The sequence below is a fragment of the Anabaena sp. FACHB-595 genome (genome assembly GCF_048568275.1).
Taxonomy (GTDB): domain Bacteria; phylum Cyanobacteriota; class Cyanobacteriia; order Cyanobacteriales; family Nostocaceae; genus Trichormus.
In genome coordinates this window covers 524,990-540,514 of the sequence record NZ_CP183473.1, presented here as the reverse complement: position 1 = coordinate 540,514, position 15,525 = coordinate 524,990, and the positions used below count along the sequence as shown (strand labels likewise).

13 protein-coding genes are annotated in these 15,525 nt (G+C 42.7%); 7 read left to right on the top strand and 6 right to left on the bottom strand.

Annotation, left to right across the window (positions count from 1 at the left end; all coding sequences use genetic code 11):
* Positions 1–50: 50 nt before the first annotated feature.
* The 4 genes from ACN222_RS02255 (at position 51) to cobJ (ending at position 4,324) form a co-directional block, all read left to right on the top strand.
* A complete protein-coding gene (locus tag ACN222_RS02255; protein ID WP_044522708.1) occupies positions 51–677 on the top strand; it encodes a precorrin-8X methylmutase in 627 nt (208 codons plus the stop codon).
* Between the two features lie 2 nt (positions 678–679).
* Positions 680–1,384: a precorrin-2 C(20)-methyltransferase gene (locus ACN222_RS02250; RefSeq protein ID WP_010994631.1), complete on the top strand. Its 705-nt coding sequence runs from the start codon at positions 680–682 to the stop codon at positions 1,382–1,384.
* A gap of 181 nt (positions 1,385–1,565) precedes the next feature.
* Complete coding sequence (locus ACN222_RS02245; protein WP_010994630.1) at positions 1,566–2,522, top strand: helix-turn-helix domain-containing protein; 957 nt, start codon at positions 1,566–1,568, stop codon at positions 2,520–2,522.
* 77 nt (positions 2,523–2,599) lie between these two features.
* Positions 2,600–4,324 carry a precorrin-3B C(17)-methyltransferase gene (cobJ, locus tag ACN222_RS02240; RefSeq protein WP_010994629.1) on the top strand — a complete coding sequence of 575 codons (1,725 nt, stop codon included), beginning with the start codon at positions 2,600–2,602 and terminating at the stop codon, positions 4,322–4,324.
* Positions 4,325–5,021: 697 nt separating this feature from the next.
* Here cobJ and ACN222_RS02235 read toward each other — a convergent pair.
* Positions 5,022–6,239 (bottom strand): ABC transporter permease, encoded by a 1,218-nt coding sequence (locus ACN222_RS02235; RefSeq protein WP_010994628.1) that lies wholly within the window; start codon positions 6,237–6,239, stop codon positions 5,022–5,024.
* A complete protein-coding gene (locus tag ACN222_RS02230; protein ID WP_010994627.1) occupies positions 6,236–7,705 on the bottom strand; it encodes an efflux RND transporter periplasmic adaptor subunit in 1,470 nt (489 codons plus the stop codon). The genes ACN222_RS02235 and ACN222_RS02230 overlap by 4 nt, the downstream gene beginning before the upstream one ends.
* A 584-nt stretch (positions 7,706–8,289) precedes the next feature.
* Here ACN222_RS02230 and ACN222_RS02225 point away from each other — a divergent pair.
* Positions 8,290–8,775 carry an allophycocyanin subunit alpha gene (locus tag ACN222_RS02225; RefSeq protein WP_010994626.1) on the top strand — a complete coding sequence of 162 codons (486 nt, stop codon included), beginning with the start codon at positions 8,290–8,292 and terminating at the stop codon, positions 8,773–8,775.
* Positions 8,776–8,808: 33 nt separating this feature from the next.
* Positions 8,809–8,988 carry a chlorophyll a/b-binding protein gene (locus tag ACN222_RS02220; protein ID WP_044520638.1) on the top strand — a complete coding sequence of 60 codons (180 nt, stop codon included), beginning with the start codon at positions 8,809–8,811 and terminating at the stop codon, positions 8,986–8,988.
* Between the two features lie 526 nt (positions 8,989–9,514).
* Here ACN222_RS02220 and ACN222_RS02215 read toward each other — a convergent pair.
* From ACN222_RS02215 to ACN222_RS02200, 4 genes are all read right to left on the bottom strand, one after another.
* On the bottom strand, positions 9,515–10,189 hold the full coding sequence (locus tag ACN222_RS02215; protein WP_044520633.1) for an ABC transporter ATP-binding protein: 675 nt from the start codon (positions 10,187–10,189) through the stop codon (positions 9,515–9,517).
* A gap of 157 nt (positions 10,190–10,346) precedes the next feature.
* Entirely contained in the window at positions 10,347–11,618 is a 1,272-nt protein-coding gene (locus ACN222_RS02210; protein ID WP_010994622.1) for an ABC transporter permease, read from the bottom strand.
* 76 nt (positions 11,619–11,694) lie between these two features.
* Positions 11,695–13,251 (bottom strand): efflux RND transporter periplasmic adaptor subunit, encoded by a 1,557-nt coding sequence (locus ACN222_RS02205; RefSeq protein WP_044520631.1) that lies wholly within the window; start codon positions 13,249–13,251, stop codon positions 11,695–11,697.
* A 200-nt stretch (positions 13,252–13,451) separates the two neighbouring features.
* Positions 13,452–13,829, bottom strand: coding sequence for a hypothetical protein (locus tag ACN222_RS02200; protein WP_010994620.1), 378 nt, complete (start codon positions 13,827–13,829; stop codon positions 13,452–13,454).
* Positions 13,830–14,431: 602 nt separating this feature from the next.
* Between ACN222_RS02200 and ACN222_RS02195 the strand changes: the two genes are divergently transcribed.
* A complete protein-coding gene (locus ACN222_RS02195) occupies positions 14,432–15,304 on the top strand; it encodes a tetratricopeptide repeat protein (RefSeq protein WP_010994619.1) in 873 nt (290 codons plus the stop codon).
* Positions 15,305–15,525: the final 221 nt, after the last annotated feature.

Here is a 15,525-nt window from a genome sequence, read left to right as displayed (position 1 = left end):
ATCACTATGAGACACCCCAACTAAAACAGTTATTTTCTCAACCAAATCCTATGTCTGACTACATCCACGATGCTAATGAAATCTACCGCAATTCCTTTGCTATCATCCGGTCAGAAGCCAACCTAGATATACTCCCGCCAGACATAGCAAAAGTTGCAGTACGCCTGATTCATGCCTGTGGAATGACGGATATTGTCACAGACTTAGGATATTCAGCCACGGCGGCACAGTCAGGCAGGGCAGCACTAGCAGCCGGCGCACCGATTTTGTGCGATTGCCGTATGGTAGCCGACGGGGTGACAAGACGGCGCTTAGGAGCCAATAATCAAGTTATCTGCACCTTGAATGAACCAGAAGTACCAGAACTAGCAAAAAAATTGGGTAATACGCGGTCGGCGGCGGCTTTGGAATTGTGGAGACCACATCTAGAAGGGGCAGTTGTCGCCATTGGGAACGCACCTACAGCCCTATTTCGCTTACTAGAAATGCTAGATGCCGGATGCCCCAAACCTGCCTTAATCTTGGGCTTTCCAGTCGGGTTTGTGGGTGCAGCTGAATCAAAAGCAGCATTGGCAGCAGATAGCCGTAATATCCCATATATGACTTTACACGGTCGGCGGGGTGGGAGTGCGATCGCCGCCGCCGCAGTTAACGCCCTGGCCACGGAGGAAGAATAATCATGACAGCTAAAGGTCGTCTCTACGGGGTGGGTGTAGGGCCAGGAGACCCCGAACTATTGACCATCAAAGCATTGAGGTTACTACGTGCTGCTCCTGTCATTGCCTATCAATCAGCCACAGATAAAGAAAGTATAGCGCGAGCGATCGTTTCCCAATATCTTACAGGTGAACAAATCGAAGTAGCCTATCACCTCCCCCGCGCCTTAGAACCGGAAAAAGCCCAGGAAATCTACGACCAAGAAGTTGCACCCATAGCCGAACACCTAGCAGCCGGCAGAGATGTAGTCGTACTGTGTGAAGGCGACCCGTTTTTTTACGGTTCATTTATGTATGTGTTCACACGCCTATCTGAAAAGTATCAAACTGAGGTCGTCCCCGGCGTTTCCTCACTGATGGCTTGTCCCGTTTCCTTGGGTGTACCCTTCACCTACTACAACGATATTCTCACCGTACTACCCGCACCCCTCCCAGCAGAAGAACTCACTTCCAAATTGCTAACAACCGATGCAGCAGCCATTATGAAACTAGGTCGCCACTTCACCAAAGTGCGCGATGTCCTACATCAATTAGGACTAGCATCACGGGCATTATATATCGAACGGGCAACAACAACACAGCAGAGAATTATACCTTTAGATGAAGTTGATCCGGCTGAAGTACCTTATTTTGCCATGATTGTGATACCTACTAAGAGTAGGTTGTAGAAGTTTTGTACCAACCAATGCTCATATTATTTTTTAATTAGTGTTGGACTAACTGTTCTTATATTTTGAAAATTGGAAAATTATCTTTTTGTTATACTGTCTCTTCTAATGTTTTGTTTATAGGTTTAGACACATAACATCTTTTGACTGCCACATTAAATTAGAATAAAGAAATAATGCTATGAAAGAACCTTGGGATTGGGAAGAGGAAGATATTGAATTACTCATACAAGAAGGAGTTCAAGAAAGCCTTGAGCTTGACTATAAAGCGTGTGAGGCTCTCCAAAAAACAGATTCTAAGCGAAGGGAAATGAGTAAAGATGTATCTGCTTTTGCTAACTCAGCAGGAGGGGTAATCATATATGGCGTAATTGAGGATAATCATCTTCCAATTAAAATTGATGTTGGTTATGATCCCGCAGACATAACAAAAGAATGGCTTGAACAAGTAATTAATTCAAAGATTAAACGTCGTATTGATGGTATTAGGATCAAGCAAATTGAACTGAAGAAGAATAATCCTGGACGCGTTATTTATGTGGTTGACATTCCACAAAGCAAACGTGCGCCTCACATGGCAGATAATCATATTTTCTACAAAAGGTTTAATTATCAGTCGGTTCCGATGGAGGAGTACGAAGTTCGAGATACTGCTAATCGTGCTGATGCTCCTGACTTAGCACTACAATTTTGCATTGAGAACAACTCAGTTAGACTTGATTTTGAAGAAGATGAGAAGTTTTCAAAGCCGATAGCATTGAATGCGATTATCACAAATACATCTGTAGTCCCAGCAATGTATTATATAGTGCATTTTTATATAGATCAAAGACTTTCAGTTGTGATTTGTAGTGATTTCACAATACGTCAACAACAGGATATAAACGTATATAACCAAAATTTTAAAGTAAATTCGTATTTACGGAACTATACAGTACATACAGGCACAATGCCTGTATGGCAAGAAGTTAAAACTCAGATTTGTTTCCCAGATTTTAAAATATCTATTCCAAAAACAAATAATGATATTGATTATGCTTTAGCCTGGTCAGTCGAATCTCTAAGAATGCCGCAGAAGCTAGGAGGTGCTTTTCTCTCTGTAAGGAACAATCAAGTCACCATTGTAAATGTTGGATAAGCATAGTCCAACACTTCACAATCTTTTGATTTGAAAAATATCGACCAAAATATGAATTCTAACGCTCAAGAACTCCCATGAAAAAGGTTGCACCTGCTGTTGTAGTATTGGGTCAAAATAGTGTCGCACTAGCCCGTAAAATAATGACTGTCTTACCAGGGGCGACACTATACGGTTTAGCAGGACGCACCTCTGGGGTGGATGTTAGCTTGACGAATTTTGGTGAAACCCTGCGGGAGTTGTTTGCTGGGGGAACGCCGATAATTGGGATTTGTGCGGCTGGTATTCTCATCAGAACATTAGCACCCTTGATTTCCGATAAACGTCAAGAACCGCCAGTGGTGGCTGTGGCGGAGGATGGTAGCGCGGTTGTACCTTTGTTGGGTGGACTCAATGGGGTAAATGACTTGGCGCGGCGCATTGGTGAGGCGCTAGAGGTTAAGGCTGCAATTACAACAACGGGCGATATTCGTTTCCGCACGGCGTTGTTATCTCCTCCCCCTGGATATCATTTAGCAAACCCAGACGATGCAAAAAAGTTTATCTCAGATTTATTAGCAGGGGCGCAGGTAAGATTAGAAGGAACTGCACCTTGGTTAAGTAATAGTCAGTTACCTATCGACCCTAAGGGTGATTTAACTATCTTGATAACTGAACGCCTGGTGACTCCCACAGCTAATTGTTTGGTGTATCATCCCAAAACTGTAGCGATCGCTATCACTCACTCCTCTGTTACTGTAGAATCTATACAGCAGTTACTCGCTGACGCGGAACTCGCACCCCCATCTATCGCCGCAGTATTTGCACCCATCACCATCGCCGCGAGTCCAGTAATTGACGCTGTAGCCAATACCTATGGTGTCCCAACCAGATTTTTCTCTTCCAGCCAACTAGAAACCTTACTCACAGAAGGTTATAACCTCGCTGAAGCCACTGCACTAACCGCCACAGATAAATCTGGTCAACTAATTGCTTCATCTTCTCATATTGCGATCGCCATTTCCCCCCAACCCATCGACCCCGATACCATCGGTCAACCACGGGGGAGGTTAGCTATTATTGGGACTGGCCCTGGTGGTTCACAATGGATGTCTCCAGAGGTGAAAGAAATCCTCCAGTCAGCAACAGACTTAGTTGGTTACAAAACCTATCTAGATTTAGTTGGTTCTCTGGCTGATGGTAAGCAACGTCATGAATCAGACAACCGCGAAGAAATTGCCCGTGCAACGATGGCGCTTGATTTAGCCGCTACTGGGCGATATGTGGCTGTAGTTTCTTCTGGCGACCCTGGTATCTATGCAATGGCTGCGGCTGTGTTTGAAGTACTGGATTATCATTTTAAACCAGAATGGGAAAGCATTAATATTCATGTTGCGCCAGGGATTTCCGCCATGCAGGCCGCCGCAGCCACCATTGGCGCACCTTTGGGGCATGACTTTTGTGCTATTTCCCTATCTGACATCTTAAAACCTTGGTCAATCATTGAACAACGCATTGCCGCAGCAGCCAAGGCTGATTTCGTTATAGCCTTTTACAATCCTGTTTCTAAAGAACGTACTTGGCAATTAACAGCAGCCAAAAATATATTACTGCAATATAGAAAACCTTCTACTCCCATAGTATTGGCGCGGAATATTGGCAGACCAGGACAAACTGTTAAAGTAATTACTCTTGACCAGCTAGCAGCAGATAGCGCCGATATGCGAACCGTGATTCTGGTAGGTTCCACACGAACCCGGTCTATTCAGCGTAGTGATGGTAGTATATCGGTTTATACACCCCGGCGATACACTACAGACTGATGTGATTTTTAACATATAGTTATAGGGTGGGTGATTGGTAATTGTTTTACCCATTACCGACCCCCACAAGCATTATTAGTTTTTAAATCGGTAGGATAGTACTTGTCTTTGTGGATAAAGTAAAACCCCAGAACTGGGAAGTTTCTGGGGCTATTAACCTGACCACCTCTACTTTTATAATTTAAAATCTGGGGCGAAATATAAAATTTTGCAGACGTAAATACCCCATTTTTGTCTAACCAAAAACCAGAAAAAATGAGTATTCTTAATTATTTAGAAACAGCATATAATCTGAACTTTCTGAAAAAATATCTAAATATCCCTTTCATAATGAATATAGTGAATTCATATCTAATATAGGAATTCGAGTTGATTATTGAAATGATCTAAGTATCTGTAGGGTGGGCAATGCCCACCGTATCATGGTTGTGTTAGGCATTGCCCACTACTTATATTTCAGAAATCAAATACTAGTTTTATAGTATGTTAATAAAAATGCAAAATTCAAGATATAATTCAGTGATTTATGTCTGAAATTATAATTTTGTGGGATTGATTTATGATTTTGGATCAGCAAAAATAAAAGCATCATGATTCAAACATGATTGTAGCCGATTACAGTGACAGAAAGCCTCATAAATGTCTGCATATGCAGGCATTTTTTATTGCCGAAAACTGTAGATTAACTGATCCAATACTAAGCACTTCTCAAAGCCACAATAGGATCAAGTTTAGCTGCACGACGGGCAGGAACCACGCCAAAAAATAAACCGATCGCCCCAGAAATACCCACGGCTGTGGCAATGGCTACAGGAGAAATGGCGGCTTCTAGGGGTGTTAAGGCTGCCACTAACATAATGCCACCAACACCAACACCAGTCCCCACTAAGCCACCAATGGCAGACACAATCACAGATTCAATAATAAATTGCAATAAAATATCTTGTTCTGTCGCGCCAATGGCTTTGCGGAGTCCAATTTCTTGGGTGCGCTCAGTGACGGAAACAAGCATAATATTCATGATGCCAATGCCACCAACAAACAATGATATACCAGCGATCGCCGCTAACATAATTGTCAATGCACTGGAGATTTGTCCAACTGTCTGCAAGGCATCTTTTTGGGTGCGGATGGTGAAGTCATCTTCATCGGTGATTTTGTGCCGTTGTCGTAGCAAGTTGGTAATTTGGAATACTGCTGCGTCTACACTCTCGGCATTTTTCGCTGAGGCGACAATAAAGGTTACCTCTAATCCATAAGGAGAAGTACGCCCCACAATCCGGTTAGCTGTGGTAATGATTGGTACCATTGCCGCATCATCATAATCGACACCAAGATTTGAGCCTTTGGCTTCCAATACACCAATAACTTGAAAGCTGGCATTTTTGATGCGTAATTGTTGCCCCACTGGGTTTGTATTACCAAAAAGTCTTTCGGCTAATTTTGCACCGAGTACCGCAACTTGATTGCTGCGTTTCATATCTATATCGGTAAAAAATCGCCCTCTATCAACATCAAAATCTCGCACTCTTAAGAAGTTGGGATTTGTACCAATAATATTGACGTTGGTATTTCTGTTACTGTAGGTGACTACTTGCCGACTATTTAACTCTACCGTCACGGCGGCGATGGTTGGTACTTGGGTGGCGATCGCTTCTGCGTCTGCTAATACCAAAGTTTTGGGTAATTCGTTAGAGATGCGTTGAGTGGCTTGGTTCCCTGGAATCACAAACAGCACGTTTGGGCCTAGTGACTCTAACTGTTGCTGAACAAACCTCTGTCCTCCTTCCCCAATCCCAATCATGGCAATGACTGAGGCATTACCAATAACAATGCCCAACATAGTTAGGGCGCTACGCAGCTTATTGGACAGCAGGGTTTTCCCTGCCATTTGCATACTTTCTAAGAAGTTCATTGATTTGCTTTTTCTTTGGCCTGTTGGATTCTGTAATCTTGGGGTAAGTCAACAAACACGCGATCGCCTGTTTTCAAGCCAGATAAAACTTGAGTTTGGTCTTGGATTTGTGCGCCAATGGTCACTTCTCGAAACTGGGGTTTATTTTGGCCATCTGGTACTAAGACACCTGTTTTCCCGTCTTCCGTGACGATGGAAACTGTCGGTAATACCAGAGCATTATTGACGCGATCGCCCAAGAAAGTTAAATCTACATTTAAGCCAGACCGTAGTTTATCTACTCCCGTATCAATAGCTACCCGCACTTGAAAGGATGTCACACCCTGTTCTATGACCGCCTCCGGGGCAATTAAACGTACACGCCCTTGAAAAACTTCGTCAGGATAGGCATCTGCCACAATTTCTACTTGTTGCCCTTGTTTAATGCGTCCAATGTCAGCTTCTGGAACCTGCGCCAAGATTTCTACACCCCTGGCTAACGCCACAATGGAACTAGAAGTTGCAGAAGCACTAGTGGAAGCGGAGGTTGTAGGAGTGACGAAAGCACCCACGTTGGCGTACTTCTGAGTCACTATGCCAGAGAAGGGGGCGCGAATAATTGTATCTGCTAATCTAACTTGGGCGGCTGCTAGCTGTGCTTGGGCTGCTTTCACAGCTGCTTGACGTTGGGCAATTTCTTCGGGGCGGCTACCTTCTTGTGAAAGTACTAATGCTGCCCGTGCTTCGGTGACAGCAGCTTCCTTTGCAGAGATCACCTCACTCCGCGTCCCACTTTGCAATAGGGATAATTGCTTTTGTGCTTCTGCTAAATTAGCTCTAGCACTTTTGTCTTCACTGACGGCTTGATCAAATAATTGTTTTCTCTCTGCCCCTTGGTTAAAGAGATATTGATAACGTTTTACCTGTTCCGATGTGTAATTTACCCTGGCTTGGGCTGCATCAACTTGAGATTGGGCTTTAGCAACTTCTTGGGGACGATTCCCCGCCACCGACTCAGCTAATTGAGCTTGGGCTTGGGCTAGACGCGCTTGAGACTGAGCAATTTCTTGAGGACGATTCCCCGCCCTAGCTTCATCTAACTGGGCTTGGGCTTGGGCTACATTGGCACGATGTTGAGCAATTTGTGCTTCGATCTCACCTACATCCATCCGGGCAATGATCTGTCCCTGCTCCACGCGATCGCCTTGTTCTACATATAACTGCGCCAGCACACCAGGGTTTTTTGGGCTAAGATTCACACTCTGCACCGGCACAACTTTACCACTGGCGGTAATTCTGATAGTCACATTCTTGGATTCTACCGGAACCGTTAGTTGCGTTACATCTTGCTTACTATTTCCCTGTTGGACTATCTTGTAGGTTGTGGTCGAGCCAACTACTAAAACACCAATAGCTGCTAGTCCCACCAGCCAGCGCGCCGGATATTTAACTTTACCAATCATCGGAACTTCTATGTACGCAGTCATAAGTAGCGGCCTATTAACCTTGTTTCGGGGGGTGGTCAGAAATAAAGAGTTTCAGAAATATAGAAGTAAATATTTATTTAAATTCAGTATTTGGACGTGAAATAAGTGATATGGTTCCTTGTTTTACCCTAATCTTAGTCCTGAGTACAGTTGTATGCCTTCACCTAAATGGGTGAACTGAGGTATTAAAACAATTCCCATAGCCAAATATCTTTGCCAGCTATCCATAGTTGCGGTTTACTGGGTAAAAGCTTCAGTAAGCAATATCCAAAGTTGGCAACTAGCTAGATTAATGGCACGCAGAAGAATCTCAGCCTATAATGGTAAGAGGAAACCAGCGACGACGCTACACATAGTGAGGCAACCAGTATGGATGCCAACGAAGTTTTACAGCGATATGCAGTCGGGGAAAAAATTTTAGGTAGGCAGACTTCGGAAAAATCAGCCTCATCAAACCAGATTTTACTAGAGTAGGTTTTGACAGATCAGACTTTAAATGACTCTGACATAGATAGTGCAGACCTGGATTGTTAAAACCCAGATTTGCAGACGTAAACTTATTTTTTGAAGGCTATTCTATAATAATGAGTCTGATTATAAAGTCGATTCTCAATGCAGATGCTGAAGCCCGCTATTTCAGACCTGGTGAGCTTGCACAGATCAAAGGATTCAACGCCAGTGCGGCCAGTCGTCTCCGCCTCGTTCAGGCTTTAACTGAGAACAGAGAACGCATTGTTAAGCAATCCGCAAATCAACTATTTCAAAAACGTCCAGATATTGTCTCGCCTGGCGGCAATGCCTACGGTCAAGACATGACGGCAACTTGCTTACGGGATATGGATTACTACCTACGCCTGATTACTTACAGTATTGTGGCTGGTGACTCTACACCAATTCAAGAGATTGGGGTCATTGGTGTCCGCGAAATGTATAGATCCCTGGGGACTCCAATTGAGGCTGTAGCTGAGAGTATCCGTGCCATGAAGTATGTTGCTACGTCCATGATGTCAGTTGAAGATAGAGCAGAAGTTGATACTTACTTTGATTATTTAATAGGTGCTATGCAGTAAGGCAGTCACCTTGAAAATTTTGACAGATTAATTATATCGGACACTACAAAAGGTACTCAATTGATTGTCAGTAAACGTAATGCTTGGTTCATGGGCTTTAATCATCAATCTGAAAGCTGGAACGGTCGTCTAGCAATGATCGGCTTTTTGGCTGCCATTGCGATTGAATTCTTTTCCGGCCAAGGCTTTCTCCATTTTTGGAATATTTTGTAGATTGAAGAGAAATTCTTTGGTAAAAGAATCTTGCTTCAAACAGAAATTATCAGCATTGTAGTTAATTTACCTATCCTCATATCGGAGAGTAATTATGTCGAAAAAAAGTGGTAATAGAGAAACTAAAAAACCGAAAAAAGATCCTGGAAAAAAAAAGGAAAAGAAAGACCCTAATAGACATGACGGGGTTAGTTAATGATTTAGCTAGGAAACAGATAAAAGCGATATAGCTATTTCCAGTTAAGTGAGGTACATAAATAACGTCAGTTCGGGTTAAGGCTATTTTCTTATTCTTTCCACGAAAGCATAGGTGTTCTAGTCAAGGTGAGAATAAGCTTTTCAGCTTATCTCGAACTCAGGTTATTTCGTGAATTTTGTAATGGCGCAAATATTTGGGTATTTGCGGCTATGAAAGAATTAGAGATAAGAATGGCGATCGCTACGAAAATCCACTGGGAATACGCACTACAAAAGTTAAAATTAATAACATATATTTCCACAAATAACTAACTAAATAAAAACGTTATTATGTTGATACTATTAAACCATCTTGAACTCGAATTACTCTTTTAGTTTGAGCCGCAATATCTGGTTCATGGGTAACAATGACAATCGTAATTCCTTGTTGATTCAATTCAGTCAATAAACTCATCACTTCATAAGATGTTTCGGTGTCTAAAGCTCCTGTAGGCTCATCAGCTAAAACTAAAGCTGGTCGATTTACTAAAGCACGAGCAATAGCCACTCGTTGTTGTTGTCCCCCAGAAAGTTGGCTGGGACGATTGAGAATCCGTTCTCCCAATCCTACTTTTTTTAATGCTTCTAATGCTCTTTCACGACGTTTGCGTTTAGGTAAGTTAGCGTAAACCATCGGTAGCATCACATTTTCTAAAGCTGTCGCCCGTGATAGTAAATTAAACTGTTGAAATACAAAACCTATGCGTTGATTGCGTATATAGGCTAATTCATCATCATCATAAGTAGTTAGATTTCTACCTTCAAAAATATAATGTCCGGCACTAGGACGATCCAAACATCCCATAATATTCATGAGTGTAGATTTACCAGAACCTGACGCACCCATAATCGAAACATATTCTCCTTCTTCAATACCAAGTTGAATACCTTTAAGTATAGGAACGCTGACTTCTCCTAATTGGTAGGTTTTAGTAATAGATTCCATCCAAATCATTGTTGTCATATTAGTAATACTCAATAATTTTATTTTTAAGGGGCTTCCAGATAAAAAATATCCACAATGTAGGGTGCGTCAGTGCGAGGATACTTAGCTTTACCACAAATTATTCATACTGATGCTACTAACCGTCAATTTGGGATAATTTATTTTTTGGTGTTTCCTAATCACTACGTAATGCAGTAATAGGGTCTAGTTTAGAGGCATTTCTAGCGGGAATCACTCCGGCAATTAAGCCAACGGTGAGTGAGAGTCCAAAGCCAACAATAATGGAAATAATAGATATTACAAAGGGAAATTTGAATATAGTAGCAGAAGCAAAAGCAATTAAAATTCCCCCGCCTATACCTATGCCGCCGCCAACAATAGAAATGACGATCGCCTCGGCTAAAAACTGATTAAGAATAGCTGAATTTGTGGCTCCTACGGCTTTACGAATGCCGATTTCCCGTGTTCGTTCCACAACGGAGACTAGCATAATATTGGCAATGCCTATACCACCAACAACTAGGGAAATGCCGGCGATCGCCACTACCATAATCGTAAATAAACCCACTACGTTTGTGAAGGTACTCACAATGTCGGCTTGGTTAGTCAGGCGGAAATCATCGGCTTGTGGCGGATAGATATTATGACGCAAACGTAAGATATTTGTAACTTGAAATTGTGCCGCCTCTAACTGTTCCTGATTACTAGATTTTACTAAAATGCCACTTACCGAAACGCCAGTCAGGGCATTGTTTCCCACCAGCCGCTTTGACATACTTGTCAGAGGAATAAATATTTGGTCATCTCTATCCATCGGGCCTTGAGAACCCTTTGGTTCCGTAATTCCAATCACATCATAAGCCTCTCCTTGAATACGAATTTTCTCACCTATGGGTGTACCACCCTGGCCAAACAGTGTTCTCTGGACTGTCGGCCCAATCACTGCAACTTGTGCGGATGAATCCAATTCTTGTTGAGTAAAATATCTTCCTTCTTGGGGGTGAGTATTTCTCGCTTCTGGGTAGTTTAAATCTGTGCCGTAAATTGTGGTAGAAGTGTTCTCCCCACCATAAACAACTTGAGCGTTGCGCTGGAGGTAAGCAGAAACAATCTCAGCTGAGGGTGCTTGTTGGGCGATCGCTTTTGCATCTTCCCAAGTTAATGTACTGGTAGAACCTAAACCCTGTCGGACATTGCCACTTCTAGGCGCACCCGCCAAAATTTGTATAACATCTGTTCCCAAAGCTTGAATTTGCTGCTCCACACTCTTCTGCACCCCCTGACCTACGGAAGTGATAGCAATAACTGAAGCAATACCGATAATTACACCCAACATAGTTAACCCTGTGCGTAATTTATTACTCCACAGGGTCTCAGCCGCCATTAACAATATTTCTAAAAATGGAACGGTACGAGTATTATTTTTTTTATAAAAACCCTTAAACATAAATGGGGATTGGCGATTGGGGACTGGGGAAGGAATAATTTACGGACGTTGTATACAACGTCTCTCATGAATTGCCTTAAGGCGCAGCATTACGGGAACGACCACCGGAAGAACGACCACCAGCACCACCGCCTACCCCTGGAAAAACTCCTCCTCTTGGTGTTGATTGGGGTCGCATTCCTGGAGGGAAACTGAGCAGCACTCTCTCGTTACCTTTCAAGCCAGATTTAACTTCAGTAAAACTATTAACAGTTGCTCCAGTTTTAATCGGAGTAAACACTGGTTGGTTGTTTGCTCCTGAAACAAAAACACCTGTGGCATTTTCCCGGCGCACAACTGCGGCTGTGGGTACCACTAAAGCATTATCTAATTGACCAGCTTGGAATTCTGCTGACACATTCATCCCCGATCGCAATAATCTTTGCGGATCTGTCAATGATACTTTGACTTGAAAACTGGTGACATTCTGCTCTACTGTGGCTTGAGCAGCAATCTGACTAACTTTACCTTCAAAGGTTCTACCTGGATAGGCATCTGCGGTAATTGTAACTTTTTGACCTAAGCGAATTTTGGCAATATTCGATTCAGATAAATTGGCTACAACTTCATTACGTGAAGCTAACGCCAAAATTGAAGAAGAAGTGGCGGAAGAAACAGCACTTCCTGAGGTTGTGGGTGTGACGAAAGCACCTGGATCAGCGTACTTTTGGGTCACAATACCATCAAATGGCGCACGAAGTACGGTGTCGTTGATTTGAGCTTGGGTATTTTGTAGGGAACCACGAGCTGATGTTACCTGCGCTCTAGCTGCGTCAATATCTTCTCGGCGGTTCCCCGCTTTTAGCAGCGCCAAAGCTTCCTGTCTCTGTCTGACTGTAGCCCTTGCTTGCTCGATGTCTTCTTGGCGTGAACCGGCTTGTTGTAAAGCCAATGCTTGCTGGGCTTCATTGACTTGGGCTTGAGCGCTGTCCCGTTCTGTACGTTTTTGATTGACCACTTGTAGAGCGATCGCCCCATCATTATAAAGTTGCTGATTACGGCGTAAATCGTCTTCTGTTTGAGTTAAGCTAGCTTGCGCGCTTTTTAAACGTGCTTGGGCTTGAGCAATATCCTGCGGCCTATTGCCTGCTTCTAGCTTGCGTAAATTCGCCAATGCTTCATCTAACTGAGCCTGAGATTGTCCGATATCTTGAGGGCGATTCCCCGCTTGTACCTTTTGCAAGTTTGCCTGTGCTTGTGCTAACTGCCCCTGTGCAGAGATCAGTTGTCCTCGCAAGTTGGAATCATCCATGTAGGCTAAGACTTGCCCTTGTTTGACAACATCACCTTCCTTCACTAGCAGTTGTTTGAGTATGCCAGAATTCTTCGGGCTGAGGTTGACTGACCGTTCAGGTTTAACGGTTCCATTTGCAGAAACTGTAATTGGTAGAGTCTGCCTTTCTACGGCCTGTGTAAGTACCCTGCTTCTAGCTTGCTGACGAGGAACTACTGTGATTTGATAATAAATCGCGTAGCCGATACCACCCACAATCCCCAAGACAATCAGCCAAGAAAGCCAATTAATTTTGGCTTTTTTCTTGGTCTGTGGCAGCAATAATGGTGAATCTACGGGGTGGGTTGTCTCAGTTGTCATTTGCACTCCGTGGTTAAAAATTTACTACAGAACCAGTAACTCAATACTAGTTCTGTAGGTTGGTAGCCCTGTATTTATTATGTCTAGTTATATAAAGAAGATACAAAATCATTGATTTATATATCTTCTGCAACTCATTGTGATGCAAACTGTTAAATGAGTAAATTGTCAAGCTGTTTTTGGCAGTTTCTAGGCTTTGACTAAAGTCTTACTAGGACTCCGTTAGGTAACCTAACCCTACCATCTCTTAGTCTGACGACGCTTCTGACAGGAACAATTTCTTGACTAGGAAGAATGATATCGCCGTTGGGTAGTCTCCAATAACCTTGATTACGTAGCCTGACTAATCTGTTACCAGGAATAACTTGCCCATTAGGAAGTCTATAAGCACCATTGCGGAGTCTGACTACTCGCTGATAAACTGGTCTTTGGTAAACTGGTCTTTGGTAAACTGCTCTTCTTTGGTTTACTTCTCTATTGTTATATCTGCTTCCAGCACTGGCAGGAGTAGCCAAAAGCATAGGAGCAAACATAACGACAGCAGCTAAAAAGATAGTTACACGATTTTTTTTCAACATGATATTTTCTTCTTGTTTGTGCTGATGTTGCTTTTTGTTGAGGTTCAGGCGTTGGGAATTTGCCAACCTATATGAGCAATTATCAGCCAAGAAGGCTGGATTTCATAAGTGACAAAAGTCACTAATATTTGCTTATTTATATATGACTATAGTCACAATAATTATTGGTTTTTAACCTACTCATGAAACTAAAATAAATTATTTTTCTCCTCTTAATAAGTTAAGAATTGCCTAAAAAACAAGAAATTAAACAGGTGCAAAGTTTTGCCGCTATTTCTTAATAATTATTAATTATCCGTAATTTGAGGTTATCAGATTGACCAGAATTATGAGGAGAATGAGCAAAATTGTGTAGCTTGTTTGTAAGCAATTGGCGTTGCTTGGGGGTTAATAATTCTCTAATGCCTAACATAGTTTCAAAGTGGATATAGGAATCCGATTTGATGATTGAAAATATCTAAGTATATGTAGGCAATGCCATTTGCCCCAAACGGGGAAACCCTTGTTCGCGCAAACGACTGTAACATTTACCTGCCGCCTTAGGCGGAGATCGTTTAAGCTAGCTGAGAGATTATTTGATTTATGGCTCAAGAGGCGGTAGTGTGCCTAAACACGTTAGTTTAATTTCTCTTCTGGTTGTCTGTGGTTTATGGAGTATGCCCCAAGCAGCTCATGCACAGGCATTGATACCTCATACATTGCAACTAGATCCTGCAAAGTTGGAAAAGCAAGGGTTGAGTTTAGCCCAAGAAGCGGCTCAACTGGGACAGTTCCAGCAGTATGAGTTGGCTTTAGCAAGAGCAAGACTGGCTAGCCAGTTAGCTCCTGGGAATGATAAAGTGTGGTTTCTCTTGGGTGGTTTGCAGTTGCAAACTAAAAATTTTGATGGAGCGATCGCATCTCTCAATAGGTCAAAAACAATCAATCCCAAGAATGCTGATGTCTTGTTTGCTTTAGGCTCGGCTAATTTTCAACAAAAAAAATATCAAGCAGCTATTGAACATTACCAAGCAGGTTTGGCATTAAAACCCAATGAAGCAGATGGATTGTTTGATTTAGGAAACGCCTATTACATGATAGGACGACTGCCAGACGCGATCGCTCAATACAACAAAGCTGTAGCTCAAGATAGAAAATTCTGGCCAGCAATTAACAACATCGGCTTAATCAACTACGAACAAGGTAACGTAAGCGAAGCAATTAAGCGATGGCAAACTGCTGTTTCCATTGATAAACAAGCCGCAGAACCATTACTAGCCCTAGCAGTGGCGCTGTACACCAAAGGCGATCGCCAACAGGGTATATCTTTAGGAGAAGCCGCACTCCGGATTGATCCGCGCTATGCCAACATAGATTTTCTCAAAGAGAATTTGTGGGGCGATCGCTTATTGTCTGATACGAAACAATTCTTGGAATTACCGCGCATTCAAGCAGCTCTAGGGCAGCGAGAAAGCGCGCCTACTCCTAGACGGTGAAAATAAGGGTGTAGGGGTATGGGGGTCTAGGGGTGTAGGGAATTGGTGAAACTAATAACTTATAACTTAGTTCACTCACTGAATATACTGAGTTGTACAAATAGTTATCAAGAAAGGCAGAGGCTAGTACCCGGAGCCGTAAAACTAGGCAGAAGAGATTTATTTCTCTTCAACCCTTACACCCCTAAACCCTTACACCCCTATTTTCCCTAACCACTTGC

Excerpts from the sequence above, each read along its gene's own strand:
- ACN222_RS02205 (WP_044520631.1), bottom strand. The coding sequence starts at position 13,251 with ATGACAACTGAGACAACCCACCCCGTAGATTCACCATTATTGCTGCCA.
- ACN222_RS02225 (WP_010994626.1), top strand. The coding sequence starts at position 8,290 with ATGAGTCTGATTATAAAGTCGATTCTCAATGCAGATGCTGAAGCCCGC.
- ACN222_RS02210 (WP_010994622.1), bottom strand. The coding sequence starts at position 11,618 with ATGTTTAAGGGTTTTTATAAAAAAAATAATACTCGTACCGTTCCATTT.
- ACN222_RS02245 (WP_010994630.1), top strand. The coding sequence starts at position 1,566 with ATGAAAGAACCTTGGGATTGGGAAGAGGAAGATATTGAATTACTCATA.
- ACN222_RS02255 (WP_044522708.1), top strand. The coding sequence starts at position 51 with ATGTCTGACTACATCCACGATGCTAATGAAATCTACCGCAATTCCTTT.
- ACN222_RS02250 (WP_010994631.1), top strand. The coding sequence starts at position 680 with ATGACAGCTAAAGGTCGTCTCTACGGGGTGGGTGTAGGGCCAGGAGAC.
- ACN222_RS02230 (WP_010994627.1), bottom strand. The coding sequence starts at position 7,705 with ATGACTGCGTACATAGAAGTTCCGATGATTGGTAAAGTTAAATATCCG.
- ACN222_RS02235 (WP_010994628.1), bottom strand. The coding sequence starts at position 6,239 with ATGAACTTCTTAGAAAGTATGCAAATGGCAGGGAAAACCCTGCTGTCC.
- ACN222_RS02200 (WP_010994620.1), bottom strand. The coding sequence starts at position 13,829 with ATGTTGAAAAAAAATCGTGTAACTATCTTTTTAGCTGCTGTCGTTATG.
- ACN222_RS02215 (WP_044520633.1), bottom strand. The coding sequence starts at position 10,189 with ATGACAACAATGATTTGGATGGAATCTATTACTAAAACCTACCAATTA.
- cobJ (WP_010994629.1), top strand. The coding sequence starts at position 2,600 with ATGAAAAAGGTTGCACCTGCTGTTGTAGTATTGGGTCAAAATAGTGTC.